The organism is Pseudonocardia adelaidensis, from assembly GCF_039543345.1.
Classification (GTDB): Bacteria; Actinomycetota; Actinomycetes; order Mycobacteriales; family Pseudonocardiaceae; genus Pseudonocardia; species Pseudonocardia adelaidensis.
Map to the genome: position 1 here is coordinate 40,099 of NZ_BAABJO010000043.1, position 26,077 is coordinate 66,175.

The 26,077-nt window shown below is 75.1% G+C and carries 26 protein-coding genes; 10 read left to right on the forward strand and 16 right to left on the reverse strand.

The window, feature by feature from the left end; genetic code table 11:
* The first annotated feature begins 9 nt into the window (after positions 1-9).
* The gene (locus tag ABEA81_RS37465) at positions 10-258 is read left to right on the forward strand and encodes a mycoredoxin (protein ID WP_345611999.1); all 249 of its coding nucleotides are present in this window, start codon (positions 10-12) and stop codon (positions 256-258) included.
* Positions 259-332: 74 nt separating this feature from the next.
* Here ABEA81_RS37465 and ABEA81_RS37470 read toward each other — a convergent pair whose 3' ends face one another.
* The 6 genes from ABEA81_RS37470 to ABEA81_RS37495 all read right to left on the reverse strand — a co-directional run bounded on the left by ABEA81_RS37470 (position 333) and on the right by ABEA81_RS37495 (position 6,553).
* Positions 333-1,250 carry a type IV toxin-antitoxin system AbiEi family antitoxin domain-containing protein gene (locus tag ABEA81_RS37470; RefSeq protein ID WP_345612001.1) on the reverse strand — a complete coding sequence of 306 codons (918 nt, stop codon included), beginning with the start codon at positions 1,248-1,250 and terminating at the stop codon, positions 333-335.
* Positions 1,251-1,379: 129 nt separating this feature from the next.
* On the reverse strand, positions 1,380-2,300 hold the full coding sequence (gene nudC / locus ABEA81_RS37475) for an NAD(+) diphosphatase (protein WP_425570829.1): 921 nt from the start codon (positions 2,298-2,300) through the stop codon (positions 1,380-1,382).
* Between the two features lie 44 nt (positions 2,301-2,344).
* Complete coding sequence (locus ABEA81_RS37480; RefSeq protein WP_345612004.1) at positions 2,345-3,715, reverse strand: M16 family metallopeptidase; 1,371 nt, start codon at positions 3,713-3,715, stop codon at positions 2,345-2,347.
* The gene (locus tag ABEA81_RS37485) at positions 3,712-4,992 is read right to left on the reverse strand and encodes a M16 family metallopeptidase (RefSeq protein WP_345612006.1); all 1,281 of its coding nucleotides are present in this window, start codon (positions 4,990-4,992) and stop codon (positions 3,712-3,714) included. The genes ABEA81_RS37480 and ABEA81_RS37485 overlap by 4 nt, the downstream gene beginning before the upstream one ends.
* A 254-nt stretch (positions 4,993-5,246) precedes the next feature.
* Positions 5,247-6,263: a carbon-nitrogen hydrolase family protein gene (locus tag ABEA81_RS37490; protein WP_345612008.1), complete on the reverse strand. Its 1,017-nt coding sequence runs from the start codon at positions 6,261-6,263 to the stop codon at positions 5,247-5,249.
* 92 nt (positions 6,264-6,355) lie between these two features.
* A complete protein-coding gene (locus ABEA81_RS37495; RefSeq protein ID WP_345612010.1) occupies positions 6,356-6,553 on the reverse strand; it encodes a MerR family transcriptional regulator in 198 nt (65 codons plus the stop codon).
* Between the two features lie 95 nt (positions 6,554-6,648).
* On the opposite strand from ABEA81_RS37495, the gene ABEA81_RS37500 reads away from it, so the two are divergent.
* Together ABEA81_RS37500 and ABEA81_RS37505 are read left to right on the forward strand one after the other, a co-directional pair.
* Positions 6,649-6,942, forward strand: coding sequence for a hypothetical protein (locus ABEA81_RS37500; RefSeq protein ID WP_345612011.1), 294 nt, complete (start codon positions 6,649-6,651; stop codon positions 6,940-6,942).
* Between the two features lie 44 nt (positions 6,943-6,986).
* Positions 6,987-7,970 (forward strand): AraC-like ligand-binding domain-containing protein, encoded by a 984-nt coding sequence (locus ABEA81_RS37505; RefSeq protein WP_345612013.1) that lies wholly within the window; start codon positions 6,987-6,989, stop codon positions 7,968-7,970.
* Here the strand turns inward: ABEA81_RS37505 and ABEA81_RS37510 are convergent.
* Positions 7,922-9,184, reverse strand: coding sequence for an aldehyde dehydrogenase family protein (locus ABEA81_RS37510; protein ID WP_345612015.1), 1,263 nt, complete (start codon positions 9,182-9,184; stop codon positions 7,922-7,924). The genes ABEA81_RS37505 and ABEA81_RS37510 overlap by 49 nt on opposite strands.
* Positions 9,185-9,226: 42 nt before the next feature.
* The gene (locus ABEA81_RS37515) at positions 9,227-10,336 is read right to left on the reverse strand and encodes a cobalamin-independent methionine synthase II family protein (RefSeq protein ID WP_345612017.1); all 1,110 of its coding nucleotides are present in this window, start codon (positions 10,334-10,336) and stop codon (positions 9,227-9,229) included.
* 65 nt (positions 10,337-10,401) lie between these two features.
* On the opposite strand from ABEA81_RS37515, the gene ABEA81_RS37520 reads away from it, so the two are divergent.
* Positions 10,402-11,790 carry an MFS transporter gene (locus ABEA81_RS37520; RefSeq protein ID WP_345612019.1) on the forward strand — a complete coding sequence of 463 codons (1,389 nt, stop codon included), beginning with the start codon at positions 10,402-10,404 and terminating at the stop codon, positions 11,788-11,790.
* On the opposite strand, the gene ABEA81_RS37525 is transcribed toward ABEA81_RS37520, so the two are convergent.
* From ABEA81_RS37525 to ABEA81_RS37540, 4 genes are all read right to left on the reverse strand, one after another.
* A complete protein-coding gene (locus ABEA81_RS37525; protein ID WP_345612021.1) occupies positions 11,751-12,560 on the reverse strand; it encodes a class F sortase in 810 nt (269 codons plus the stop codon). The genes ABEA81_RS37520 and ABEA81_RS37525 overlap by 40 nt on opposite strands.
* Positions 12,539-13,267: a DUF4142 domain-containing protein gene (locus ABEA81_RS37530; protein ID WP_345612022.1), complete on the reverse strand. Its 729-nt coding sequence runs from the start codon at positions 13,265-13,267 to the stop codon at positions 12,539-12,541. Before ABEA81_RS37530 ends, ABEA81_RS37525 begins: the two co-directional genes overlap by 22 nt.
* 191 nt (positions 13,268-13,458) lie before the next feature.
* The gene (locus ABEA81_RS37535; RefSeq protein WP_425570830.1) at positions 13,459-14,841 is read right to left on the reverse strand and encodes an aldehyde dehydrogenase family protein; all 1,383 of its coding nucleotides are present in this window, start codon (positions 14,839-14,841) and stop codon (positions 13,459-13,461) included.
* A 34-nt stretch (positions 14,842-14,875) separates the two neighbouring features.
* Positions 14,876-15,730, reverse strand: coding sequence for an exodeoxyribonuclease III (locus tag ABEA81_RS37540; protein ID WP_425570826.1), 855 nt, complete (start codon positions 15,728-15,730; stop codon positions 14,876-14,878).
* 59 nt (positions 15,731-15,789) lie between these two features.
* On the opposite strand from ABEA81_RS37540, the gene xylA reads away from it, so the two are divergent.
* The 3 genes from xylA to ABEA81_RS37555 all read left to right on the forward strand — a co-directional run bounded on the left by xylA (position 15,790) and on the right by ABEA81_RS37555 (position 19,542).
* On the forward strand, positions 15,790-16,974 hold the full coding sequence (gene xylA / locus ABEA81_RS37545) for a xylose isomerase (protein WP_345612025.1): 1,185 nt from the start codon (positions 15,790-15,792) through the stop codon (positions 16,972-16,974).
* Positions 16,971-18,371: a xylulokinase gene (gene xylB / locus ABEA81_RS37550; RefSeq protein WP_345612027.1), complete on the forward strand. Its 1,401-nt coding sequence runs from the start codon at positions 16,971-16,973 to the stop codon at positions 18,369-18,371. The genes xylA and xylB overlap by 4 nt, the downstream gene beginning before the upstream one ends.
* A gap of 79 nt (positions 18,372-18,450) precedes the next feature.
* The gene (locus tag ABEA81_RS37555) at positions 18,451-19,542 is read left to right on the forward strand and encodes an ROK family transcriptional regulator (RefSeq protein WP_345612029.1); all 1,092 of its coding nucleotides are present in this window, start codon (positions 18,451-18,453) and stop codon (positions 19,540-19,542) included.
* Between the two features lie 3 nt (positions 19,543-19,545).
* On the opposite strand, the gene ABEA81_RS37560 is transcribed toward ABEA81_RS37555, so the two are convergent.
* Positions 19,546-20,268, reverse strand: coding sequence for a hypothetical protein (locus ABEA81_RS37560; protein ID WP_345612031.1), 723 nt, complete (start codon positions 20,266-20,268; stop codon positions 19,546-19,548).
* A 125-nt stretch (positions 20,269-20,393) separates the two neighbouring features.
* Here ABEA81_RS37560 and ABEA81_RS37565 point away from each other — a divergent pair, with 125 nt between their 5' ends.
* On the forward strand, positions 20,394-21,077 hold the full coding sequence (locus ABEA81_RS37565; RefSeq protein ID WP_345612033.1) for a response regulator transcription factor: 684 nt from the start codon (positions 20,394-20,396) through the stop codon (positions 21,075-21,077).
* Positions 21,074-22,450 (forward strand): sensor histidine kinase, encoded by a 1,377-nt coding sequence (locus ABEA81_RS37570; protein ID WP_345612034.1) that lies wholly within the window; start codon positions 21,074-21,076, stop codon positions 22,448-22,450. Before ABEA81_RS37565 ends, ABEA81_RS37570 begins: the two co-directional genes overlap by 4 nt.
* On the opposite strand, the gene ABEA81_RS37575 is transcribed toward ABEA81_RS37570, so the two are convergent.
* Entirely contained in the window at positions 22,428-23,426 is a 999-nt protein-coding gene (locus ABEA81_RS37575; protein ID WP_345612060.1) for a potassium channel family protein, read from the reverse strand. The genes ABEA81_RS37570 and ABEA81_RS37575 overlap by 23 nt on opposite strands.
* Before the next feature lie 135 nt (positions 23,427-23,561).
* A complete protein-coding gene (locus ABEA81_RS37580) occupies positions 23,562-24,662 on the reverse strand; it encodes a saccharopine dehydrogenase family protein (protein ID WP_345612036.1) in 1,101 nt (366 codons plus the stop codon).
* Positions 24,663-24,775: 113 nt separating this feature from the next.
* On the opposite strand from ABEA81_RS37580, the gene ABEA81_RS37585 reads away from it, so the two are divergent.
* Positions 24,776-25,309, forward strand: coding sequence for a DUF1697 domain-containing protein (locus tag ABEA81_RS37585; RefSeq protein WP_345612038.1), 534 nt, complete (start codon positions 24,776-24,778; stop codon positions 25,307-25,309).
* Positions 25,310-25,546: 237 nt separating this feature from the next.
* Here the strand turns inward: ABEA81_RS37585 and ABEA81_RS37590 are convergent, their stop codons facing one another.
* Complete coding sequence (locus ABEA81_RS37590; protein WP_345612040.1) at positions 25,547-25,978, reverse strand: helix-turn-helix domain-containing protein; 432 nt, start codon at positions 25,976-25,978, stop codon at positions 25,547-25,549.
* Between the last annotated feature and the right edge of the window lie 99 nt (positions 25,979-26,077).

Below are 26,077 nucleotides of genomic sequence, written 5' to 3' on the forward strand. Positions count from 1 at the left end.
GACCGGTGCATGGCTCAGGTGACGATGTACTCGACCACGTGGTGCGGCTACTGCCGTCGGCTCAAGCTGCAGCTCGACCAGGCCGGCATCGCGTACGAGGAGATCGACATCGAGCGTGATCCCGAGGCCGCGGCGTACGTCGAAGGGGTGAACGGCGGCAACCAGACGGTGCCCACGGTCCGCTTCGCCGACGGCACGGCGCTGACGAACCCGCCTTTCGCGGTGGTGGCGGAGAAGGTAGCGGCCCTGGCGGCATAGGACCGCACACACCCAGTCGGGACGGCACACAGCGCCCAACTTCTGTGCCCTATCGGTTCGATGTGTGCGGTCGATCAGGTGGGGCGGAAGTGGGAGCGGATCCGAGCGGCCACCGGGGCGAAGCGGTTCAGGTCCGACCAGATCCAGCGCGCCACACCGAGATCTTCCGCGCGGAGCGCGTCCTCACGCAGCTTCTCGGCGACCAGGACCTCGACCGGGTCCTGGTCCGGCCGCAGGGTACGGCCGTACTTGACGAGGCCGTCGAACTCGCCGACCGTGCGCACACCTGGCCAGCCGAAGTCGACGCGTCCGATGAATTCGCCCGTGTCGCGGGCTCGGACCTCCCACTGCAGTTCGGGCAGCGCGAGGCCGGCGGCGAGCGCCACCCGGCTGCGCGACTCACCGACGCTCTCGCTCAGGCCGTTGGCGAAGGCGACCACCCGCCGGGCGGCAGGGCTCCCCGGCCATCGCGGCGCACGCGCGAGGGCTTCGACGAGGCCGGCGCGCTCGAGTCGGTCCGTGCGCTTGTGGAACATCGCGGCATCGGCCAGCACGACAGCCCGCTCGAACGGCAACGACCGCGCCAGGTCGGCGATGGTCCGGGCGAGCGACGTGACGGGCCGCCCGCCGATCGTGACGATCTCCGCCGGATCGAGCGGCGCTGTGTGAACGTGGACGAGAGCTCCGCAGCGGCCGCCGTTGCGCCGTGACCGCGTGACGTGGACACGGTCCAGCGGGATCCCCCAGATGCGCAGGCCGTGCAGGACGGCGGCGGACACATGGCTGACGACGGCGTCATCAGCCAACTGACCGAGCGCAGCCTCGACCTGCAGCACGTGCTTGGCGAGAACGTCGTCCGGCACGGAGCCCTCGACGTAGACGCCCCGACGTAGCGGGGTGAGCCGGCCAGCCCGCACAAGGCGGCGCACCTCGTCGTCGGTGAAGCCGGCGTCGAGCAGCTGCGACCGCACGCTGAGCTCGGGCAGATCCACCGGACGAGCATCGCGGGGAGAAGTCCGCGCGCGGACCCGAATCGAGAAATCCGAGTACCGCACACATCGGATCGCGACGGCACGGACTGCGGGACGTCTGTGCGGTCCCGAGCCGGTGTGTGCGGTCGATCAGTCGAGGGCCGCCCAGCTCTCCAGCATCGACCTCGCGATGCTCACCTTCCCGGGGAGCAGCAGCGGGCGCTCGGCCTTCGGCCTTGCGCCCCAGTCTCCCTCGTCCAGCGCTGCGCGCAGATCCGCGCGGGTCACCCACATCGCCTCGGCGATCTCGCCGTCGGCCGGGACGATCGGGTCGTCCGGGTCGGCGACGGCGGAGAAGCCGACCATCAGGGAGCGGGGGAACGGCCAGGCCTGGCTGCCCAGGTAGGACACGTCCCTGACGCGGACGCCGACCTCCTCGTGGATCTCCCGGAGCACGCAGGCCTCGAGGGACTCGCCCGCCTCGACGAAGCCGGCGAGCACCGAGTAGCGGCCCTCCGGCCAGACGGGCTGACGCGCGAGGAGAACCTGATCGGCGCCGTCGTGCACCAGGCAGATCGCGGCCGGGTCGGTGCGCGGGTACTCCTCGTGCCCGTTGGCCTCGCACACCCGGTGCCAGCCTGCGGCCCGCGGGTGCATCGGCGAGCCGTCCCGCGCGCAGAACCGGGCGGCCGCGTGCCAGTTCAGCACGGCCACGGCCCCGGTGAGCAGGCCGGCGCCGAGCGCGTCGAGGGCGGCGCCGACGGTGCGCAGGTCGGCCCAGTCGGTGGGGTCCTCCCCGGCGACGAGGTCCACCTCGCCGCGCACCGCCCAGTAGGCCGTGCCGTCGTGCTCGCCGAGCAGCACGGCGTCCTCGGGCGGCTCCTCCCCGCTGGTCGGCCGGGTGACCAGCCGGGCCCCGGAGCCGGAGATCATGTCCCAGCGGTCCCGCGGCCTGCGGACGTCCCCCCAGTCGACGGGCGTGCGACCGCCTTCGTCGAGCACGACGAGCCGGGCCTTCGGCCAGCCCGCGAGCTGGCGCTCGCGGTCGCTGCGGATCGGTTCGTCCCGCATCACCAGTGAGCGGGACAGGACGGGCGGGGTGTGCAGCCGGAAGGTCACGGGCCGGTGACCCCGCCCAGCGCGCGGACCCGGGCGCCGATCAGGTCCGCGTCACCCACGACGACCCCGGTGAACGCCGTGGGCGCGAAGAACTCCAGCGCCGCCTCCGCCACCTGCTCGACCGTGACCGACTCGAGGCGGGCGGGGTGCGCGCGCAGCCAGTCGATCCCGAGCCCGTCGGCGGCCAGGGCGGACAGCGTGGACGCGAGCCCGCCCTGGTTGTCCAGCGAGATCAGCAGCGACCCGACGGCGTAGGCGCGGGCCGCGTCGACCTCGGCCGCGGTGGGCGGCACCGCGGTGAGCCTGCCGAGCTCGTATCGGGTCTCGAGCAGCGCGGCGGCGGTGACGTCGCTCGCCACGTCGGTCTCGACGCCGAGGACGGCGCCGCCGGGGACGAACTCGATCCCGGAGTGGGCGCCGTAGGTGTAGCCCTTGTCCTCGCGCACGTTCTCCATCCACCGGGAGGAGAAGTAGCCGCCGAACACCAGGTTGGCCAGCTGCAGCGCCGCGTAGCGCGGGTCGTCGCGGCGCAGGGCGGGCGCCGAGAGCCGCAGCTGCGACTGCACCGACCCGGCCCGGTGCACCAGCAGCAGGTCCGACGGCGTGATCGCGGGCGGCGGGGACAGCTCCCGGGCAGGCGCGTTCGCCGTCCAACCGGCCACGGCCTTCTCGACCTGCGCGAGCGCGGTGGCGGGTTCGATGTCACCGACGAGCACCATGATCGATCCGCCGGGCACGAGCGCGGCGGCGTGCAGGGCCCGCACCTGCTCGGCGCTGACGGCCGCCACCTCCTCCCCGGTGGGCATCTCCCGGGTGATCGGGTGGTCGCCGAAGCGCTTGCGCTGCAACGCCTCCCGGGCGATCGTGCGCGGCTGGGCGCGGGCCACGCTGATCCGCTCGACGAGCCGGTCGCGCTCGCGGGCCACCTCGCCGTCGGGGTGGGTGGCGGCGGTGAGCACGTCGGCGAGCACGCCGAGCAGGTCGGGCAGGCCGTCGGCCAGGCCGGAGCCACCGATCTGCAACCGCTCCGGGTCGACGTTCACCCCGAGGTCGGCACCGACCGCGGCCAGCTCGTCGTCGATGCCGACGCGGTCGCGGGTGGCCGTGCCGGTGAGCAGCGTTGACGACAGCAGCTCCGCGACGGCGGGGTGCTCCGGCTCGTCACCGGCGAACGGCACGCGCAGCCGCAGCTCCACCATCGGCACGCCGGGCCGGTGGGCGGCGAGCACGCGCAGCCCGTTGGGGAGGACACGCTCCTCGACGTCGGGCAGCGGCACCTCGCGGGTGTCCCCGAGCGGCGGCAGCGGGCGCGGCCCCAGCTCGGTGCGGCCGATCTCCTCGGCACTGCGGTGGCCGGTCACGGTCATTCGCCCTCCTTCGGCTCCACCAGCAGCACACCGCGCCCGCCGGAGCGCAGCGCGGCCGCGGCGGCACGCACCTGCTCGGGGGTGACGGCGGCGAGCCGGTCGGGCAGCTCCGCGCTGATCTCGGCCCGGCCGTAGAGCAGCTCGCGGGCGCCGAGACCGAGCATCCGGTACATCACGCGGTCGTTCTCCTGGTGCAGCCCGGCCGACCAGCGGGCCACCTGGCGGGCCAGCTCGTCCTCGCTCGGGCCTTCCGCGGCGAGCTTGTCCAGCTCCTCGTCGACGGCGGCGAGCACGCGGTCCGGGTCGACCGCGGCCGGGTGCACGGCCGTGATCGTGAACGTGTCGGGGTCGCGCGCGTCGAGCGGGCCCATCAGCCCGGCGCCCGCGGAGATGTCGGTGACGAGCCCGTCGGTGTGCACGAGCCGCCGCTGCAGCCGGGCCGCCTCGCCGTCGCCGAGCACCGACCCGAGCAGCGCGTGGCCGAGGTAGCCGTCGATGTCGGCGCCGGGGTCGGGCAGCCGGTACCCGAGCGCGATCGCGGGCAGCGGCGCGTGCGCGTCGATGACCGACTGGCGCCGCTCGCCGGTGGGGAGCGGCTCCCCGAACGCCGGGCGCTGCGGCGCGGGACGGGCCGGGATGTCGCCGAAGTGCTTCTCGACCAGCCGCAGCGTCTCCTCGACGTCGAGGTAGCCCGCCACCGTGACCTGCGCGTTCGCCGGCGAGTAGTAGGTGTCGAAGAACGCCGCGGCGTCGTCGAGCGATGCCTGCTCCAGCTCGGAGAAGTCGCCGTAGCCGTTGTGCGCGTTGGGGAAGGTGTCGTAGAGCACCGGCGGCAGCAGGATCCACGGGAACCCGCCGTAGGGCCGGTTGAGGACGTTGAGCCGGATCTCCTCCTTGACCACGTCCACCTGGTTGCGCAGGTTCTCCTCGGTGAGCTTCGGCGCGCGCAGCCGGTCGGCCTCGAGGAACAGCGCGCGCTCCAGCGCCGCAGCGGGGAGCACCTGGAAGTAGTCGGTGTAGTCCTGGTGGGTCGAGCCGTTGAACACCCCGCCGGACCCCTGGACGTGGCGGAAGTGCGCCAGCTTCTCCAGGCTCTCGCTGCCCTGGAACATCAGGTGCTCGAACAGGTGCGCGAACCCCGTCCGCCCCTCGGGCTCGGAACGGAATCCCACGTCGACGTGTACCGCGACGCCGACGACGGGGGTGACGGGGTCCGGGACGACGAGGACCCGCAGCCCGTTGGGCAACGTCGTCCGATGCAGTTCTGGCGCAGGCACGCCGCCGAATGTATCCCGTTGCGGGGACTCGCCGCCTACCCCGTCAGCGCGTGGATCAGGCCGGTCCCGGGCCGGCAGCTGACGTACTCGACGAGCGCCTCGCGCTCCACCACCCCCGATACCCCGTGGTGGAGGGCAACCGGGCGGCCGGGCCCGACGTCGACAGGTACCGCATGGCGGTCCCGAAGATCGCGACGTGCGTCGGGTGGGACCCCGCCCAGCGCTCCAGGTCGGCGAGGAGCGCCGACCCCACGTCACACGTCCGCGGGGATGCGGGTCGGCGCGCTCGGCAGCTCCCCCTCGATCTCGACACCCGGCGCGGTGAACGGCACGACCCGGTCGCCCGGGGTCTTGTTGAGCAGCAGCCGGGTGACGTCGGGCCGCGCGTAGTGGCCGGCCGGGTCGGCGGCGGCCTTGGCGAGTGAGATCGTGCCGAGGTCGAGGTCGGCGTACACGATCCCCTCGGCGTCCGGCGCGAGCGGCTCGTGCAGGAGGCTCCCGTCCGGACCGAAGATGCGGGCGTACCCGCCGCCGGGCTGCAGCAGGGCGCGCTTGGTGTCGTCGGTGCAGAGCAGCTCCACCATCTCCGGCGAGACCGTGGCGCACGGTGCCACGACGAAGCAGCCGCCCTCGACCGCGTAGATGCGGCTCGCCGAGGTGTTCACCTCGGGGCCGAGTGCGTACGCGGCGCCCGCGTAGAGCGAGAAGCTCGGCCACGCCGCGACGTGCACCTGCTCGTCCTGCGCGTACATCGCGTACTTCGACAGCGGCTGGAGGTGCTCCCAGCAGCACAGCCCGCCGATCCGGCCGAGCGGCGTCTCGTACACCGACAGGTCGCTGCCGTCGCCCTCGCCGAACACGGTGCGCTCGACGTGGGTGGGCTTCAGCTTGCGGCGCTGCGCGACCGTCTCGCCGTCCGGTCCGATGATCCACTGCGCGATGTAGAGGCTGCCGGCCTGCCGCTCGGAGAGCCCCATGACGACGGTGATCCCGTGGCGGCGAGCTGCGGCGGCGAGCCGCTCGGCCTCGGGCGAGCCGTAGACCAGCGAGTTGTCGTGGTAACGCGGGAAGAACTGCAGGCCCCACGCCGGCGCGTCCAGCCACACGAACCACGGGTAGCCCGGCAGGAACGTCTCCGGGAAGCCGATGAGCTGCGCGCCGTTCGCGGCCGCCTCGGCGATGAGGGTGATCGACTTCTCGACGCCGGCATCGAGGTCGAGGAACTCGGGTGCGGCCTGCACGGCCGCGGCGCGGAACCGGGGGTGGGTCATACCCGGGAAGCGTGGCGCGTGGTCGGCACGCACGCTGGTCCCTGCGTGTCGGATGTGTTGACTCGTCGACGCACCGTCGGCCGGTCGACCGCTCAGCGGTCGTCGCGACGCTCGGCCGCGATGCGCCGCAGTTCATCGCGGACCCGCTCGATGTTCCACCTGGCGTGGCCACCGGCCGATTCGAGGTCCGGGGTCAGGATGCCGTCCTGCCTGTACTTCTGGATCGTGCGCGGCGCCAGGCCCAGGGCGCGCGCCAGCTCCGCCGTGGTGACGAGGCGCGGTTCTGACACCCCTCGACCGTAGGCGCAGGTCAGTGCGGCTACTGCTGCTTGTGCGGCCTCTGCTGAGATTGCGTTCTATGCGGGTTATGCGGCATCGTGGCCACATGGCGTTCTGGATGACGGAGGTCCCCGGAGGTGGGTTCGCGATGGGCGAGGCGGCGGACGAGGCCGAGGCGCGGTTGATGATCGCGCGGGAGCAGGGCCGGGCGTCGGTGACGTTCAGCGAGCGCTCCGGCCGGTACCGGTGGACGGTGGTGCTGGACGGGGGAAAGACCTCGCACGGCTGGGCGGAGACCGAGGCGGAGGGGTGGTGGTTCGTCAAGGAGGCGGTGAACCGGCCGTACCGGGGCACGCACCACCGCAAGCCCCGCGGGCTCTGGACGTTGCCGCCCACATAGGGCGGCGTCTTGCCGGGCCGTCCGGGCGTCCCTACCGTCAACCCATGGCGCGCCTGCTCACCACCGACGCGGTGGAGGCGCGCGAGCGGCTCGCGTACTGGAACGAGGCCGTGTCCGACACCTACGTCCGGCTCGACACGACCACGCCGGGCAGCGACGTCGTCGGGGAGATCCGGGCCGACTCCCTCGCCACGCTGGAGCTCTCCCGCGTCACCGCCACGGCGCAGCACGTGCGGCGCACGCCGTCGCTCATCGCGGTGGCGGCCGAGGACTACTTCCTGGTGAGCATCCAGACGCGGGGTGCGGGCGCGGTGGTGCAGGACGGGCGCGCGGCGGTGCTCGCGCCCGGCGACTTCGCGCTCTACGACTCCACCCGGCCCTACGAGCTGCACTTCGACGACGCGTTCCAGCAGTACGTGCTCATGCTCCCGGGCCCGACGCTGCGCTCGCAGCTGCGGAGGGCACCCGACCTCACGGCGCGCGGCGTCCACGGCTCCCGCGGGGCGGGCCACCTGATGATCAGGATGATCCGGACGCTCGCCACCGACATCGGGGTCCTCGAGCCGGCCGCCGCCGCGGCCGTGGCCCAGAGCGTGGAGCACATCGTCGTGGCCGGGCTCAGCTCGCTGGCCCCCGGCACGCCCGTCCCCGAGCCCGAGCTGGCCGCCCGCCGCGAACAGATCAAGGCGTGCGCCCGCGCCCGGCTGCGCGACCCCGGCCTCACCGTGGCCGCGATCGCAGCCGCCCTGCACACCTCGGTGAGCACGCTCCACCGCGCCTTCGCCGGGGAGCCGTGCTCGATCGCCGAGTGGATCTGGGCACAGCGCCTCGACGCCGTGCGCGCCGACCTCTGCGACCCCGCCCTGCGTCGCCGCACGATCAGCGACCTGGCCTTCTCGTGGGGCTTCGTCGACGCGTCGCACTTCAGCCGGGCGTTCAAAGCCCGGTTCGGGTGCACGGCGCGCGAGGTCCGGCTCGGTCAGGCAGGCGGCAGCACCACGAACTGCCGCAGCGACAGGTCGACGTAGGTCACGGGGCCGCGCGGCCCGGGGGTGTGGTCGACGTTGATGCCGGTCTCGGGCAGGCCGAGCAGCTTGTAGCCGTCGAGCAGTCGGGTGGTGGTGTTCCAGAACACGCCGGTGCCCGGGTAGGCGTCGATGAACGACTCGGCGGCCGTCCGGTCGGTGGCGCAGACCGTGGCGGCGAGGCCGGACGTCTCGCGCGCGGCGGTGGCGGCGGCGTCCAGGGGTCCGTCCACCGGCGCGACGGTGACGTGCGCCTCGGCGCCGGAGTCGAGGGCCCACTCGTGGCCGAGCGGGTGGCCGTGCGGCGGCAGGCTCGGCGTGATCTCCCGGGCGCGCAGCGCCTCCTCGGCCACCGGCCACAGCCGGCCGTACGCGGGGCGGTCGATCAGCAGCAGGTTGAGGCGGTTGCAGACGCCCAGCCGGTCGGTGCTCTCGGTGACCAGGCGCGTGACGTCGGCCGGGTCGGCGCTCGCGTCCAGGTAGAGCACGCCGCCGCCGTCGGCGTGGGCGAGGATCCGGGTGCCCGCCGTTGCGCCGAGCGCCGACAGCTTGCGGGTGACCTCGCCGCTGCCGCGCACCACGACGAGCGGGACGAGGTCGGGCAGCCCGACCAGGGCCTCGGCCCCCGCGTGCCCCGGCGTGGGCACCAGCTGCACGGCGGCGGCCGGCACGCCGTTGCGCTCCAGCGCGGGCGCGATCACGAGCTCGACGAGCGCGCGGGCCGAGCTCAGCGCGGCCGACCCGGTGCGCAGCACTGCCGCGCTACGGGCCTTCAGCACCTGCGAGGCGACGTCCATCGTGACGTTCGGGCGGGCCTCGAACACGGCGCCGATCACACCGACCGGCACCCGCCGCTCGTAGACGCGCTCCCCGCCCGGGAGCGTGCGGATCTCCCGCTGGGCGGGCGGCTCGGGGGTGTCGGCGAGCACCTCGAGCTGGGTGGCCATGTCCGCGAGCCGCTCCGGCGTGAGCCGCAGCCGGTCGAGGAGGCCGGGTGCCATCCCACTGCGCTCGGCCGCCTCCACGTCCGCCGCGTTGGCGGCGAGCAGCTCGGCCTGCTTCTCCCGCAGCAGGTCCGCCGCGGTGCGCAGGGCGGCATCGACTCTCGAGCCGCCAGCCGCCCGCACCCCCGGCGCGGCGGCCGCGGCGCGCTGGGCGGCCTCCCGCACGGCGGTGGCCTCGGGGCTCTCGGTGGCGAACGCGGTGCTGGTGCTCACGGGGAAAGGTTGCCACGCGGCCCACCGCCTCTGCCCGCAGGTTCAGGACTTCGCGAGGGCGGCGCCTTCGGCCAGGGCGCGCAGCTTGGCCCACGCGATGCGCGGGTCGACGCCGTCCTCGCTCACGGCGAGGGTGGCCATCCCGCAGTCGGTGGAGGCGAGCACGCGGTCGGGCCCGACGATCCGCGCGTAGCGCTCGATCCGCTGGGCCACGAGCTCGGGGTGCTCCACGTAGTTGGTGGTGCTGTCGATCACACCGGGCATGAGGACGAGGTCGTCGGGCAGGTCGGCGTCGGCCAACACCGCCCACTCGTGCCCGTGCCGCGGGTTCGCGCCCTCGAAGGACAGCGTGCCGGCGCGCGCGGTGAGCAGGACGTCGAGGATGTCGCGCAGCGGCACGTCCCGGTGGTGCGGGCCCTCGTAGTTGCCCCAGCAGACGTGCAGGCGCACGCGCTCGCGCGGGACGTCGCGCAGGGCCGTGTTCAGCGCGGCGACGTTCTGCTCCATCCGCTCGCGGTGGGCGCGCAGGCCGTCCTCCCCGTCCGGGAAGCCCGCGCGGCCCGCGGCGAGGTCGGGGCAGTCGACCTGCAGCAGGAGGCCTGCGCCGACGATCGCGTCGTACTCGGTCTTCATCGCCTCGGCGAGCGCCGCGAGGTAGGCGGTGCGGTCGCCGTGGTGCTCGTCGTCGACGAACAGCGCGATCACGCCGGGCGACGCCGCGGTGAGGAAGGCCTCCCGCGTGCCGGCGGCGGAGCGCAGCGCGGCGATGTCGGCCTCGACGGCCGCGGTGTCCGGGTAGGTGACCGGGCCCCGGCAGACGGGGATGACGAAGTCGCGGGACGCGGCCCGGCGGGCGAGCCGCTCGGCGTACTCGGGGAAGCCGTCAAGTGCGGGGTTGGGCCGGGGCCCGCCCTCGACCGCCTCCAGGCCGGTGATGCGCGACCGCACGTAGGTGACGTAGCTGATCTTGCCGAGCTCGCCGTCGTTGACGACGTCGATCCCGGTCTCCACCTGCCGGCGGACGCACTCGGCGACCGCGGCGCGCACCGCCGCCGGGTCGAGATCGGGGCCGCCGCGCTCGCGCTCCGCGATCGCCGCGAGGAGGTCGGCGGGGCGTGGCAAGCTCCCCGTGTGCGTCGTCCTGACCGGCATGTGCGGACCCTCCCCGCCCGAACGCAGTTGACCTGCACCCGTGTTCAGGTTGCACGATCGTCGCCGTGACCGCAGCCCAACCCCCCACCGCCGTCCGCGACGAGCTGTTCGGACCGAGCCGGCGCGCCACGACGATCGGCATCGTCCTCCTGATCAGCCTCATCGCGTTCGAGGCGATGGGGGTGAACACGGCGATGCCGGCGCTCGTCGCGGACCTCGGCGGCGTCGCGCTCTACGCATGGCCCTTCGTCACGTTCATGGCGGCGTCGGTGTTCGCCACGGTGCTCGGGGGTCGCTGGTGCGACCGGAACGGGCCGCGGGTGCCGCTCGTCGTGTCCCCGCTGCTCTTCGGCGCCGGCCTGCTGGTGGCCGGCACGGCCACCACGATGGCCCAGCTCCTCGTGGGCCGGGTGCTGCAGGGCGCCGGTGCCGGGATGACCAGCGTGTCGGTCTTCGTGCTGATCGCCGCGGTGTACCCGGAGCGGGCCCGGCCCGCCGTGTTCGGCCTCATCTCGTCGGCGTGGGTGCTCCCGGCGCTGCTGGGCCCGCCCGTGTCCGGGGTCGTGACGCAGACGCTGTCCTGGCACTGGGTGTTCCTCGGGCTGGTCCCGCTCGTGCTGGTCGCCACCGCACTCGTCGTCCCCGCGGTGCGCACGCTGACGCGGCCGGAGCGGGCGGCCGGCGCCACCCGCCGGGGGGTGCTGCCGGCGGCGTTCGGGGCCTCCGCCGGGGTCGCCGCGCTGAGCTGGGCCTCGCAGCACACCTCGGTGCTCGCCGCCGTCGTCGCCGCGGCGTCCGTCGCCGTGCTCGTCCCGGCGCTCGTGCGGCTCTTCCCGCGCGGGGTGTTCCGGCTGGGGCGCGGGATCCCCACGATCGTCGCCTCGCGCGGGCTGCTCGCCGGCGTGTTCTTCACGATCAACTCGTACCTGCCGCTCATGCTCGAGGCGACGCACGGCTGGTCGCTCGCCGCGGCGGGGATCCCGCTGATCGTCGGCGCGCTCGCCTGGTCGGGCGCGTCGGCGTGGCAGGGCAGGCACCCGGACCTGCCGCGCCAGCGGCTGCTGCGGGTCGGGTTCTGCGCGGTCACCATCGGCGCCGCGGGCATGCTCCTGGTCGCCCCGGCATGGGGCGTCCCGTGGCTCGCCCTGCCGTTCTGGGCGATCGCCGGCGTGGGGATGGGGCTCGGGTTCTCGTCGGTGTCGTTCCTGCTGCTGCAGCAGTCCGAGCCGCACGAGACCGGCTTCCACACCTCGGCCGCCCAGATCGCCGACCAGCTCGGCACCGCCACCCTGATCGGCGCGGGCGGGGCGGTGCTCGCGCTGTTCGGCACGCCGGCGGCGGCGCTGCCGGTGCTGATCGTTGTGCTCGTGGCACTGGGGTCGATCGGGGTGCTCGGGTCTCCGCGCGCCGCGACTCAGGCCGGTTCGGCGAAGACCACGACGTTGTCGGCGTAGTGCCGGGTGCTGCGGTCGAACGCCCCGCCGCACGTGATCAGCACCAGGCGGGGCGGCCCGCCCGCGGCGAACACCTCGGGTGGCAGCTCCGCCTTGGTGTACTGGCGGCGGGCGGTCACCCGGTAGCCCACCGAGCGGCCGTCGGCGCCCAGCAGGACGACCTCCTCGCCCTCGGTGACGTGCCGCAGGACGGCCAGCGCGCCCAGCCCGCCCGTGCGCGAGTCGACGTGCCCGGCGAGAACCGTCGTCCCTCCCGCGCCGCCCGCCAGAGCACTCGGCGACCACCAGCCCACCGTGGACGGCGGCTCCGGCACCACGAGTGCGCCCTCCGGTCCCGTCGTCACCGCGACGACGGGGGCACGCAGGCCCCGGGCGGGCAGAGCGAGCTCCACGGGCGGCGTTCCCGCCCGGATCGGCTCGGGCGCGGGGGCCTCGCCGGCGAGCAGCCGCGCGAGCTCCCCGTCGACGACCGGTCCGCCCGGGTGCAGGTCGAGCGGGTCGGGCCCGGGGCGCGCCTGCGGCTCCGGGGCGCCGAGCGGCGTGGCGACGGCGCCCGGCCCGGGCGCGAGCATCGTCAGGCCGCCCAGCAGGAGGACCGAGCCCGCGGCCACGAGCGCGCGGGGGACGCGCCCGCCGTGCCCGGGCACGGCGGCACCGTCCCCGGGCTCGGCCGGGTGCCGTCCGGGTGCGACGGCGCCCCGGCCGGCCGGCGGGTCGAACTCGAGGGTGCCCTGGCCCGCCTCGACCGTCAGGCCGCCCGGCGCCGCCACCACAGCGCGCCGGCGAGCAGCAGGGCACCGAGCCCGACCAGGACGATCGCCGCCGGGGTCACGTCGCCCGCGGCCTGCCCGCCGCTCCCGGCGTCGACGGCCTTGGGCGTGGTGGCGCCGGACGGGGCGGCGGCCTCCTGGAGCCCTTCGGTGAGGGAGTCGAGGCGGTCGAGCGCGTCCTGCGCCGCGGCCTTGGCCTCGTCGGAGGCGTTCTCGTCGGCGAGGACGGCGTTCGCGGCGTCCCGCGCCTGCTGCTGGAGCTGGCCCGCGGCGCGCAGCCACGCCTGGTCGAACTGCTCGCCGTTGCGGGCGCGCAGGTCGGCGAGGGTGGCCTGCTGGTCCGCGGTCGGCTCGCTGTCGAGCGTGCCGCCCGCGCCCTGCTTCAGCTGGTCGAGAAGCGCCTGCCCGTCGGTGGAGTACTGGGCACCGAGGTCGCGGACGTTCTGGGCAGCGCCCTGCGCCTGGCCGAGGCCACCGAGCGCGGTGATCGCCGATGCGGCCGACCCGGCCGCCCCCAGCGCACCGCCGGCGCCCATCCCGAGGGCGGCGTTCGGCCCGCCCGGCGCTCCGGGCTGGTCCGACGCGGTGGGAGCCGGTTGGTCCTGATCGGTCGAAGCGCAGGCGGTGACCGCGCCGAACACGATGCCGATGATGGCGACCACGGCGACCGCGTTCGCAACGGCCTGCCGGAGGGAACGGGTGCGCACGGCTCCTCCTTCGTCGGTGGACGCGAGCACACTTGCGCCGTTCCTGGCGGCCCGCAGGCGGAACCGGCGAAGTCCGCCCCAACGTGTGTCCCTCGAGCGGGTCCCGCGGTGAGGAGCGCGCCGAAGTGCTTCGACCTACTGCGCGACGCCCAGGCGGCCACCTGGACGCCGCTCGCTGCGGCCGGGGCCCTTCAGCACACTCCCAAGTGCACGACCTTCACGGCCGTCATCTCGTCCAGCAGCTCGGGGCCGAACCCGAACCCGGTGCCGCTGATGCCACGCGGCTCGGACGCCCCGCCGGGGGCGCCACCGAACACGTCGTTGACCTTCACGGTGCCGACCGGGAGCTCCCGCCACGCGCGCTGCGCGTGCTCCATGTCGGCGGTGAGCACGGTCGCGGCGAGGCCGTAGCGGCCGTCGCCCCCCTCCCGCAGCGCGGTGCCGAAGTCGGGCACGACACGCACGGGTGCCACCGGGCCGAACGTCTCCTCGCTCATGACAGCCATGTCCGGGACGCACCCGATCAGCACGGTCGGCGGGTAGAAGGCACCGGGGCCGTCCGGGATCGCGCCGCCGGTCAGGGCGCGGGCGCCGCCGTCGAGCGCGCCCGCAACGTGCCCGTGCACGTGCCGCCGGTGCGCCCGGTCGACCAGTGGGCCGATCCGGTCCGCCCACCGCCCCGCCTCCTGCACGAGCGCATCCAGGAACGCGTCGGCCACGCACGCGTGCACGTAGATCCGCTCGACGGACACGCAGATCTGGCCCGCGTTCGCGAACGACCCGAGCGCCGCCTGGGCGGCGGCCCACCCCGGGTCCACGTCGGCGTCGACGACCAGCGGGTCGTTGCCGCCGTTCTCCAGCAGGGCGCGGGCACCGGTGCGGGCACACGCCTCGGCGATGGCGCGTCCGGTCGCGGAGCTGCCGACGTGCGCGACGACGTCGACCGGCGCCCCGGCGAGCCCGGCCCCCACCGCGCCGTCGCCGTCGACGATCTCGAGGACGCCCGGCGGCAGGTGCGCGGCGACGAGCTCGGCGAACCGGCGTCCCGTCTGCGGGCAGCGCTCGCTGGGCTTGTGCACCACCGTGTTCCCCGTCGCGAGCGCGGCGCCGATCAGCCCGGCCGCAACGGCCACGGGGTCGTTCCACGGCGTCAGCACGGCCACGACGCCGCGCGGCTCGGGGATCATCAGGTCGGTGGCCGCCCAGGCGCCGTGCAGGCTGCGGCCGCGGTGCACTGGGCCGAGCTCGGCGTACTGCACGAGCGTGCCGACGCCCGCGTCCACACCGCCGCGGGCGTCGTCGACCGGCTTGCCGGTCTCCCGCGAGTTGAGGGCGGCGAGCTCGTCGGCGGCCTCCCGGACGGCGGCCGCGGCGGCGTGCAGGGCCGCGCCGCGCTCGGCCGCCGGAGTGCGGGCCCAGCCGGACGCGGCCCGCCGGGCGGAGGCGACGGCCTCGTCGCACCGCTCGGGCGAGGCGATCGGGACGCGCCCGACGACCTCGTCGGTGCGCGGATCCAGGACGGTCAGCTCATGGTTCTCCAGGACGGTCACCGAGGAGCAGTACCCCGCGTCCAACTGGATCACGCCCTGCTCTCCCGTTGCAGCGCCCTCAGGCGCGGTGCGGCAGCTTCTTCGGCGTCGACGGCGGCGGTACCACGGGGCCTGCGTCGCCGTCCGGGGCCGTGTCGAGGTCGACGATGACGGGGGCGTGGTCGCTCGGGCCGCTGCCCTTGCGTGCCTTGCGGTCCACCCACGCGGCCTGCACGCGCCCCGCCGGGTCGGCACCGGCGAGGACGAGGTCGATCCGCATGCCCAGGTCCTGGTGGAAGCGCCCGGCCCGGTAGTCCCAGTAGGTGAAGATCCGGTCGGACGGCCAGCGGTCGCGCACCACGTCGTGCAGGCCGAGGCCCTTGATCTCGGCGAGCGCCTTGCGTTCGGCCGGCGTGACGTGGGTCGAGTTCACGAAGAGCGCCGGGTCCCACAGGTCGTCGTCGGTGGGCGCGATGTTCATGTCGCCCGCCACCACCGCCGTACTCGCGTCCGTCACCGACTCCCGCAGCGCGGCGAGCCACTCCAGCTTGTAGAGGTAGTGGGGGTCCTCGGGAGAGCGTCCGTTCGGCACGTAGGCGGAGGTGACGCGCAGCCCACCGCACGTCGCCGTGACCGCGCGCGCCTCGGCCGGGGAGTCGGGCGACGGGAACCGCGGCTCGCCGGGTAGGCCACGCACGACGTCGTCGAGCCCGACGCGCGACAGCAGCGCCACCCCGTTCCAGCGGCCCTCGCCGAAGTGGGCCACGGCGTAGCCGCGCTCCGCCAGTGGCGCGTCGAGTGCCTCCGCGAACGCCTCGTCGGACAGCTTGGTCTCCTGCAGGCACACGACGTCCGGCGCGCGCTCGTCCAACCAGGGCAGCAGCCGGGGCAGGCGGATGAGGGCCGAGTTCACGTTCCACGTAGCCAGACGCACCCGGAGCACGCTACCGTTGCCGAGAGTTTGTACGATGGCCGAACAAAGGGGTTTCTCCCATGCCTCAGCCCACCCGCGAGGACCGTTTCAGCTTCGGGCTCTGGACGGTCGGCTGGCCCGCCGTCGACCCGTTCGGCACGGCCACCCGCCCGGCCCTCGACCCCGTCGAGTCGGTGCACCGGCTCTCCGAGCTCGGTGCGTGGGGCGTCACGTTCCACGACGACGACCTGATCCCGTTCGGCACCGACGCCGCCGAGCGCGACCGGCTCATCGCCCGGTTCAAGGGCGCGCTGGACGAGACCGGGATGGTCGTCCCGATGATGACCACCAACCTGTTCACCCACCCCGTGTTCAAGGACGGCGGGTTCACCAGCAACGACCGCGGCGTGCGCCGGTTCGCGCTGCGCAAGGTCATCCGCAACCTCGACCTGGCCGCCGAGCTCGGCGCCACCACCTACGTGTTCTGGGGTGGGCGCGAGGGCGCCGAGGTCGACTCCGGCAAGGACGTCGCGGCCGCGCTCGACCGCTACCGCGAGGGCATCGACCTGCTCGCCGCGTACGTCAAGGAGCAGGGCTACGGCATCCGCTTCGCGATCGAGCCGAAGCCGAACGAGCCCCGCGGGGACATCCTGCTGCCCACCGCGGGCCACGCACTCGCGTTCATCGCCGAGCTCGAGCACGGCGACATCGTGGGCATCAACCCGGAGGTCGGCCACGAGCAGATGGCCGGGCTCAACTACACCGCGGGCATCGCGCAGGCGCTGTGGGCCGGGAAGCTGTTCCACATCGACCTGAACGGCCAGCGCGGCATCAAGTACGACCAGGATCTGATCTTCGGGCACGGCGACCTGCTCAACGCGTTCTCCACGGTCGACCTGCTGGAGAACGGCGCCCCCGGCAGCGGGCTGCGCTACGACGGCCCGCGGCACTTCGACTACAAGCCGCTGCGCACCGAGGACATCGACGGCGTGTGGGCGTCGGCGGCGGCCAACATGAAGAGCTACCTCATCCTCAAGGAGCGCGCGGCGGCGTTCCGCGCCGACCCCGAGGTGGCCGAGGCGATGGCCGTCTCCGGGGTGGCCGAGCTGGCGAAGCCGACGCTGAACCCGGGCGAGACCGTCGCCGACCTCAAGGCCGACCGCTCCGCGTTCGAGGACTTCGACCCGGTGAAGGCCGGCGAGCGCGGCTACGGCTTCGTGCGCCTGGCGCAGCTGGCCCTGGAACACGTCACAGGCGCGCGATGAGGTTGGTGGCGGGGGTCGACTCGTCGACCCAGTCGTGCACGGTCGTGATCCGGGACGCGGCCACCGGCGCCCTCGTGCGCTCGGGGCACGCCGCCCACCCGGACGGCACCGAGGTGGCCCCGGCCGCCTGGTGGGAGGCGCTGCAGGCCGCGATCGCCGACGCCGGCGGGCTGGACGGCGTCGAGGCGATGGCGGTGGCGGGCCAGCAGCACGGGATGGTCTGCCTCGACGAGGCCGGCGAGGTGGTGCGGCCCGCGCTGCTGTGGAACGACACGCGCTCGGCCCGGGCGGCGGACGCGCTCGTCGCCGAGCTGGGCGCGAAGGAGTGGGCCGAGGCGACCGGCAGCGTGCCGGTCGCGTCGTTCACCGCCACGAAGCTGCGCTGGCTCGCCGAGCACGAGCCCGAGCACGCCGCCGCCACCGCGGCTGTCTGCCTGCCGCACGACTGGCTCACCTGGAAGCTGCGGGGCACCGGCTCGCTGGACGACCTCGTCACCGACCGGTCGGACGCCAGCGGCACCGGCTACTGGTCCGGCGTCACCGGGGAGTACCGGCTCGACCTCCTCGAACGCGCGCTCGGGCGCTCGGACGTGCGGCTGCCCCGGGTGCTCGGGCCGTCGGACGCCGCCGGGCGAACACCGGACGGCGTGCTGCTCGGCCCCGGCGCCGGCGACAACGCGGGGGCCGCGCTCGGGCTCGGCGCCGCCGCCGGCGACGTCGTGGTCTCGGTGGGGACGTCCGGGGTGGTCTCCGCGGTCAGCCCCACCCCCACGGCGGACGAGACCGGCATCATCGCCGGCTTCGCGTCGGCGTCCGGGGAGCACCTCCCGCTGGTGTGCACGCTGAACGCGGCGCGGGTGCTCGACGCGGCGGGGAGGATGGTCGGCGCCGACCACGACGGGCTCTCCCGGCTGGCGCTCTCGGCCCCGGCGGGCGCGGACGGGCTGGTGCTCGTGCCGTACCTGGAGGGCGAGCGCACGCCGAACCGGCCGGACGCCACCGGCGCCCTGCACGGGCTCACCCTGGCGAGCTCCACGCCGGCACACCTGGCACGCGCGGCGGTCGAGGGGCTGCTCTGCGGGCTCGCCGACGCGCTGGACGCGCTGGTCGCCGCGGACGTGCCGGTGGAGCGGGCGTTCCTGATCGGCGGCGGTGCGCGGTCGGAGGCGCTGGCCCGGATCGCCCCGGCGGTGCTCGGGCGGCCGGTGCTGCGGCCGACCCCCGGCGAGTACGTGGCCGACGGCGCGGCCCGCCAGGCGGCGTGGGTGCTCGCCGGCGGCGCCACACCCCCGGTGTGGGATGCGGCCGACACGGAGACGTTCGAGGCCACCCCGACCCCGGGGGTCCGCGAGAGGTACGCCCAGGTCCGCGACCTCACGGCCCACCGCGTCGGATGACTTCACACGTCCCGGCCGGGCGTCACACAGGCCCGGCCCCGTGTGAAGTCCACCGGCGGGGTGTGAGGTCGGGGCCGGTGTGAGCGCTCCCGCGGGGCAGCACACCGTGCGGCGGCACAACCTCGCGCTCGTGCTGGGGGTGGTCGCCGGGCCGGAACCGCTGTCGCGGGCCGGGGTCGCGGCGCGTACGGGACTCACCCGCGGCACCGTGTCCTCGCTGGTGGAGGAGTTGATCGCGGCCGGGCTCGTCACAGAGCTCGCCGCCGCGCGCGGCGGTCCGGGACGGCCCGCCAGCCCGCTGCGACTGGACCCGCGCGGGCCGGCCGGGCTCGGCCTGGAGGTCGGCGTCGACGCGGTCGGCGCGTGCGTCGTCGACCTCGGCGGCGAGGTGCGCGTGCAGCGCACGGTGCCGTCGGACCACCGCGATGACGTCCCGGATGCCGGGCTCGCCCGGCTCGCCGCGCTCGCCGCCGACGTCGTGGCCGAGGCCGGGCTCCCGATCGCGGGGGCGACCGTGGCCCTCCCCGGCGTCGTCGGGCCGGACGGGGTACTGGAGCGCGCGCCGCACCTCCCGCGCTGGGTCGACGTGGCCGTCGGCGCCGCGGTGAGCGCCCGGCTGAACGGCCTCCCGGTGCGCGCGGGCAACGAGGCCGACCTCGCCGCGCTGGCGGAGCGGTGGGCCGGGGGGCCGACGGATGCGGTCGTCGTCTCCGGCGGGATCGGCGTGGGCGCCGGGATCCTGCTGGACGGTGCCCTCTTCGCCGGGGCGGGCGGGCGGGCCGGCGAGATCGGGCACGTCGTCGTCGAGCCGGAGGGGCGGGCGTGCCACTGCGGGGGCCGCGGGTGCCTCGAGACCGTCGCCGGGCTGGAGGCGCTCGCCGCGGGCCACCCGGACGCGGTGGGCGCGGCCGGCCGCGCGCTCGGCGTCGCGCTCACCGGCGCGGTGCACCTGCTCGACGTCCCGGCCGTGGTGCTGGGCGGCGGCTACCCCCGCTGCGGTCCCGCGCTGCTGGACGCGGTGCGCGCCGAGCTCGCGGCCAGGGTCTTCTCGCGGGCCGGCGTGGAGGTGCGGTTCTCCACGCTCGGCCCGGAAGCGGCGCTGCGCGGCGCCGCGACCGCCGTGGTGCAGGGGGTGCTCGCAGATCCCAGTGCGTTGATCGCGCGCCCGTGATCCTCAGGAGGCCTTGGGCAACACCCTGATCCCGTCGGCGCGGATCGTGCCGCCGTCGGCGGTGCCGGTGAGGACCACGACGTCGCCGACGGCGGGCTTCTGGGACAGCGCCGCGGTGTTCACGGTGACGGTGAGGCCCTCCACCGAGGTCACGATGGCGGTGTCCCCGCCGAGCGCGGTGACCGTGCCGGCGACGCTCGCCTGCGGCACCCAGATCGACTCCGCGGTCGCGGCGTCGCCGGTGCCCGCGACCTCGACCACCACGCGCTCGCCGACCTGCAGGTCGCCCAGCCCGCTGTTCCCGGAGCCGCGCACCCTGGTGTCCCCGTCGGTGCGGATGGTGCGCTGGCCCGCCCCGTCGACGGTCACGACGATCGAGCCGTTCGCCACCGACGCGACGGTGCCGGTGACCACCGGCTCGTTCCCGGAGCCGAAGCCGCGGGGGCCGCCCTGGCCCTCGAAACGGTCGTCGTCGTCACCCCAGTGGCCGCCCATGGGACCGCCGTGCCTGCCCTCGGCCCACGGCGGGCCCGACCAGCCCGCCCGGTCGACGCCGGGACCGAACCGGCCGCGGTCGTGGTCCGGCAGCAGCAGTGCTGCCGTGACGCCGCCGATCACGACCAGCGCCGCGACCGCCGCGGTGATCACGGCACCCCGGCTGCGCAGCCGGGACCGCCACGAGCGGCGCGGCGGGATCTCACTCGTGGGTGGTTCGGTGGTGCTCATCTGCATGCTCCCCTCGGGACCGGTTCGAACTCCCCACCGACGCTGCCGCCCGTTCCTGAAGGCGGCCTGAAGCCGGCCCACACCTTCAGCCGATCTTCAGGCCGGCCGCGCAGGGCGCCGGGAGAATGGGTGGCGTGACCGCGCGCGTGCTGGTGGTGGAGGACGCCGAGGCGATCCGCGCCGCCGTGGTCGCCGCCCTCGGCGAGGCCGGGTTCGGCGCCACCGGGCGCCCGGACGGGCGGGGCCTCGAGGACGACCTGGCGACGTTCCGGCCGGACCTCGTGGTGCTCGACGTCATGCTGCCCGGCCGCGACGGCTTCGCCCTGCTCGACGTCGTGCGCAGGCACAGCGATGCCGGCGTGGTGATGCTGACCGCGCGCGACGCCGTGGACGACCGGTTGCGCGGCCTGCACGGCGGCGCCGACGACTACGTGGTGAAGCCGTTCGCGCTGGCCGAGCTGGTCGCGCGGGTCACGGCGGTGCTGCGCCGGATGGGACGCACCCCGGCCACCGTGGAGGTGGGCGACCTCGTGATCGACGCCGGGGCGGGCACCGTGCTGCGCCGCGGGGTGCCGGTGGAGCTCACCGCCACCGAGCTGCGGCTCCTGGACTACCTCGCCGCCCAGCGCGGCCGGGTGGTCAGCAAGGGGCAGATCCTCACGCGCGTGTGGGGCTACACCGACTACGACCCCAACCTCGTCGAGGTGCACGTCTCCGCCCTGCGCCGCAAGCTCGGCGAGCCGCGGCTGGTGCACACGGTCCGGGGGCTCGGCTACGTCCTGCGCGCCGACGGCGAGGCGGAGGCGTGACCCCGCTCCGCACCGTGTCGCTGCGGCGCCGGGTCACGGTGCTCAGCCTCACCGTGCTCGCCGCCGTGCTGCTGGTGGTCGGCGTCCTGACCGACGTCTTCTTCAGCGCCCAGATCCGTTCCGAGCTGCGCCAGCAGCTCGACGTGCGTGCGACGCTCGCCGGCCAGCTCGTCGCGCAGGGCGTTCCGGCCGACGAAGTGGCGCGGCGGGTCGAGGCGCCGGGGATCCGCGCCGAGGTCCGCGCCCCCGACGGCCGCGTGTACGCGGGGGATCCCGACGACGACGAGCGGTGGGGTTCGCCCTGGCGCGGCAGACCGCCGGGCGCCGGACACCACGGCATGTGGGACGACGACGATGACGCCGCCCCGGCCAACCCGCAGGTCCTCGAGCAGCCGCTGGCCGACGGCTCGCGGCTCACGCTCGTGGCGAGCGGCGGGCCGGTGGGCGGCGCTCAGCAGGCGCTGCGCCGCATCCTGATCGTGCTGAGCCTCGCCGCGCTGGCCGTGGCCGGCATCGTCATGCTGCTCACCACGCGCGTCGCGCTGGCGCCGCTCGACGCGATGACGGCGGTGGCGCGCTCGATCACCCGCGGCGACCGCGGACGGCGGCTCGCGCCCGCGCGCACCGACACCGAGCTGGGCCGCACCGCCGCGGCGTTCGACGACATGCTCGACGAGCTGGAGGGCGCCGAGGCGACGGCGCGGGCGTCCGAGGCCAGGACGCGCCGGTTCGTCGCCGACGCCGCGCACGAGCTGCGCACCCCGATCGCCGGCGTGCAGGCCGTCGCGGAGGCGGCGCTCGCGCCGGGCATGCCGGCGGAGGAACGCGAGCGGCTGCACCTGCTGCTGCTGCGGGAGAGCCGCCGTGCGGGCCGGCTCGTCGACGACCTGCTGGTGCTCGCCCGCCTCGACGCGGGCCTCGAGCTGCGCCACGAGCCGGTCGACCTGCTGGAGCTCGCCCGCAGCGAGGCCGAGCGGGCCCAGCTCGTGGCACCCGGCCAGCAGGTCGAGGTGCGCGGCGAGCCCGTCCGGGTGCGCGGTGACTCGTCCCGGCTCGCGCAGGTGCTGGGCAACCTGCTCGACAACGCCCGCCGCCACGCGGGCCCGGGCGCCGTCACCGTCACCGTCTCCGCCGGTGATCCGGCCACCGTCCTCGTCGCCGACGACGGGCCCGGCGTCCCGCCCGCCGACCGCGAGCGGATCTTCGACCGGCTGGTCCGGCTGGACGAGGCCCGCGGCGAGGACGGCGGCGCCGGGCTCGGGCTGGCGATCGCCCGGGGCATCGCGCGCGCCCACGGCGGCGACCTGCGCTGCGTCGACCCGCCGTCCGGCCGCGGCGCGGCCTTCGAGCTCAGTCTTCGTCGGGCAGCGTGACCTTGCGGATGTAGAGCAGCCGGTCGCCGCGTTCCAGTGCGTCGACGGCGGAGGCGTCCACTCGGTACAGGTCGTCCCCCCGGACGACGCCGAGCACGATGTCGGCGAGGTGCCGGGGCGAGCCGCCCACCTCGGACTCCTCCACGGGCCGCTCGCTGATCGCGAAGCCCGCCTCCGGCGTGAGCAGGTCCTCCACCACCTCGACGACGCTCGGCGTCGTGGTGGCCATGCCGAGCAGCCGGCCCGCCGTCTCCGCGGAGACGATCACCGAGTTGGCCCCGGACTGGCGCAGCAGGTGCACGTTCTCCGACTCGCGCACCGCTGCCACGATCCGCACGTCGGGGGCGAGCTCGCGGGCGGTGAGCGTGACCAGCACGGCGCTGTCGTCCCGGTTCGTGGCGATGATGATCGCGGCGGCCTGCTGCAGTCCCGCGATCCGCAGCACGCTGGACCGCGTGGCGTTGCCGGTGACCGTCACCAGCCCGAGCGCGGACGCCGCGTCCAGCTGGGCGCGGTCGGTGTCGACCACGACGATGTCGGAGGGCTGGGCACCGTCGCCGAGCAGCGTCTCGACGGCGGCACGACCCTTCGTGCCGTAGCCGACGACGACGGTGTGGTTGCGCACGCGGGACCTCCAACGCTCGATGCGAACGGCCTGCCGGGAACGCTCGGTGAGCAGTTCCACCGTGGTGCCGACCAGCACGATGAGGAACAGCAGCCGCAGCGGCGTGATGACCACGGTGGTCAGGAGCCGCGCCTGGGGCGTGACGGGCACGATGTCGCCGTAGCCGGTGGTGGAGAGCGACACCGTGGCGTAGTAGAACGCGTCCCCGAGCGAGATCGGCGTGGTGCTGTTGTTGTCGATGTACCCGTCGCCGCCGAAGTAGACGACGAGCGCGGCGGCCACCAGCGCACCGAGCGCGATCATCAGGCGGCGCAGCAGCGCCACCACGGGGCTCGCACCCGTCGCGGGCATGCGGATGAGCCCGACCAGCGACGGGTCCGCGAGCGGCCGGCGGTGGTCCCTCCGTCGCAGATCCGTCAGCACGCGCGGAGAGTAACCGTCGGGCCCAGGCCCCGCGCGGCGACCGCCCGGTTCCGGTGAAGATCGTCAGTTTTCCTCGACGATCCCCGCCTCTGCCGCGCCCGCCGTCAGGTCGTCGAGGCCGAACGCGGCCACCGCGTCGAGCGCCCCGCTGCCGTGCACGCCGTGCTCCGCAGCACGCCGCGCGCCCCACGCGAGCAGGTCGGCGGTGATCGCGTACGGCTCGGGAGCGGTGAGCCGGGTGCGGGCGAGCAGGGTGCCGGTGACGTCGAACACCTCGGCGATGAAGTGCGACCGCGCCCCGGCGAGAGCGTGGGCCGCCGGGTCGCTCGGGACCCGGCGGGTGAGCACGTCGGCCACGGTCGCCGTGGCGCGGGGCGGCACGCGGGACAGCAGCGGCGCGATCCGAGCGCCGGCGTGCACGGCCGCGGACGCCCGGCCGAACCAGCCGAGGTAGACGTCCACCGTGCGCAGCCCCGGCGCGATCCGCGGCAGCGCGAACTGCTCGCTCGCCCCGATCGTGACGCCCGGCCGCGGGCGGCCTGCCACGTCGAACGTGCGCATCCGCGCCCCGGCCGGCTCGGTGCGCAACGCACCGTCGCGCCACGCGTAGAGCGGCTGGGTGGCGATGCCCGCCAGCGAGCGCAGCGTGCCTCGGGAGAACGGCTGCCCCTTGCCGAGCCCCGTCATGAAGTAGCCGATGTCCACCCGGTCGGCGCCCTCCCCCGCCGCACGCAGGGCGAGCGCACCGGCGAGCACCCCGGGCACGTAGTCGTTGCCGAACGCGGTGAGCAGGGCCGCGCCGGACCGCTCGGCCACCGGACCCCATCGCTCGTGCACCGAGCGGATGAACGGTGGCTCACCGGTCGAGTCGAGGTAGACCGCGCCCGCGTCGGCCGCCGCCGCGACCGCGGGCGCACCGAGCTCGGTGAACGGCCCGACGGTGGTGACCAGCACGTCCCCCCGGCCGACGAGTGCCGCGACCGACGCCCGGTCCGTGACCTGCGCGACCGCGGTCTCCAGCCCGCCCAGCCGCTGCGCGAGCGCCGCGAGCCGGCCGGGGTCGCGCCCCGCGAGCACCGGCCGCACTCCCCTGCTGACCAAGGCCTCGGCGGTGCGGGCGCCGGTGTACCCGGTGGCCCCGAACACGACGACCCGCGCGCTCATGGCGATCACGGTAGCGCCGCCGTCCCGCAGCAAGGTGGCTTTGCTCCGGTTGAACCGGAGCAAAGCCACCTTGCTGCACCTCCGGTCCGCCGCGCGCGCGTACGCTCCCCGCCGTGCCCCGCTACGCCGTGCTCCTGCGCGGGATCAACCTCGGCCGGGCGAAGCGCGTGGCCATGGCCGACCTGCGGGCCCTGCTGGAGGACGCGGGCTACCCCGCGGCGCGCACCCACCTGAACAGCGGCAACGTCGTGCTGACCGGCGAGAACGCCGACCCCGTCGAACACGCAGGGCGGATCGAGGACGCCATCCACGCACGGCTCGGCACCCAGGTGCGCTGCGCCGTCCTCACCGCCGACGAGCTGCGGGCGGTGGTCGAGGGCAACCCCTTCGCGGGCGTCGCCGACAACGGCTCGCGGATGATGGCCCACGTCTACCTGCGGCCGATCGACCCGGCGCTGGTCGCGGGGCATCCGCCGGTGCCGCAGGACCCGGAGCGGGCCCGCGTGGGTGACCGGGCCGTCTACCAGTGGTGCCCCGACGGTCTCATGGCGGCGCCGGACATCGGCCCGTACATCAGGATCCACCTGCACACCGATGTCACCACGCGCAACTGGAACACGATCACCAAGCTCGCGGAGCTGATCTGAGCTCGTATCGAGAAAGCGTCTCTCGCGCCCGCACGCGTGGAGCGAACGGCCCTCTCGGACGCCAATGTCCCGAGCCGGAAGTCCCACTAGCGCCGAGCCCGCTCGGCGGGACCGCCTCCTCGCGGCGCCGCGCACCCGTAGGGGCTGCAGAGGGCTCGGAGGTCACGGGTCCGCGCCGGCGATCGCGCAGCGACGCCCGCGAAGGACCCCACGGTCTTGCCCATGGGAATCGACCGGCTAGGTGCGAGCGAAGGTGCTCGGACCCTTGCCCCGCTCGCCGGGATCCCGGTTCCGCAGGTCCCTGATCCGCCGGCGGGCGTCGTGCAGCTCGGCGCGGGTGCGGCGGAGCTCGACGTCGCGCTCGCGCAGCGCGTCGTCGGATGCCTGCCGGCGGGCGTCGCTCGCCCGCAGCTCGTCCTCGAGCCCGCAGATGGCGCGGGCGGAGGCGAGCGAGTGGCCGGCGTCGAGCAGCTCGCGCAGCCGCGCCGCGAGATCGAGCTGGCGGCGGGAGTAGCGGCGGTGCCCGCCGCCGGTGCGGTACGGCTGCAGCACACCCGCGTTGTCGAGGCTGCGTAGGAAGGCGGGCTGGACGCCGAGCAGCTCCGCGGCCTGCCCCATGGCGACCGTGGGGAAGTCCTCGTCGTCCAGCCTGCCCAGGTTGTTCGTCACCGATCTCTTCCGTTCGTCGTCCTGGCGGATCCGGTCATCTGCCTCCTGCTGTCGTGCTGCGTGCGAGCGGAGTCCTCGGCCTTCCGGTGCCTCGAGGGG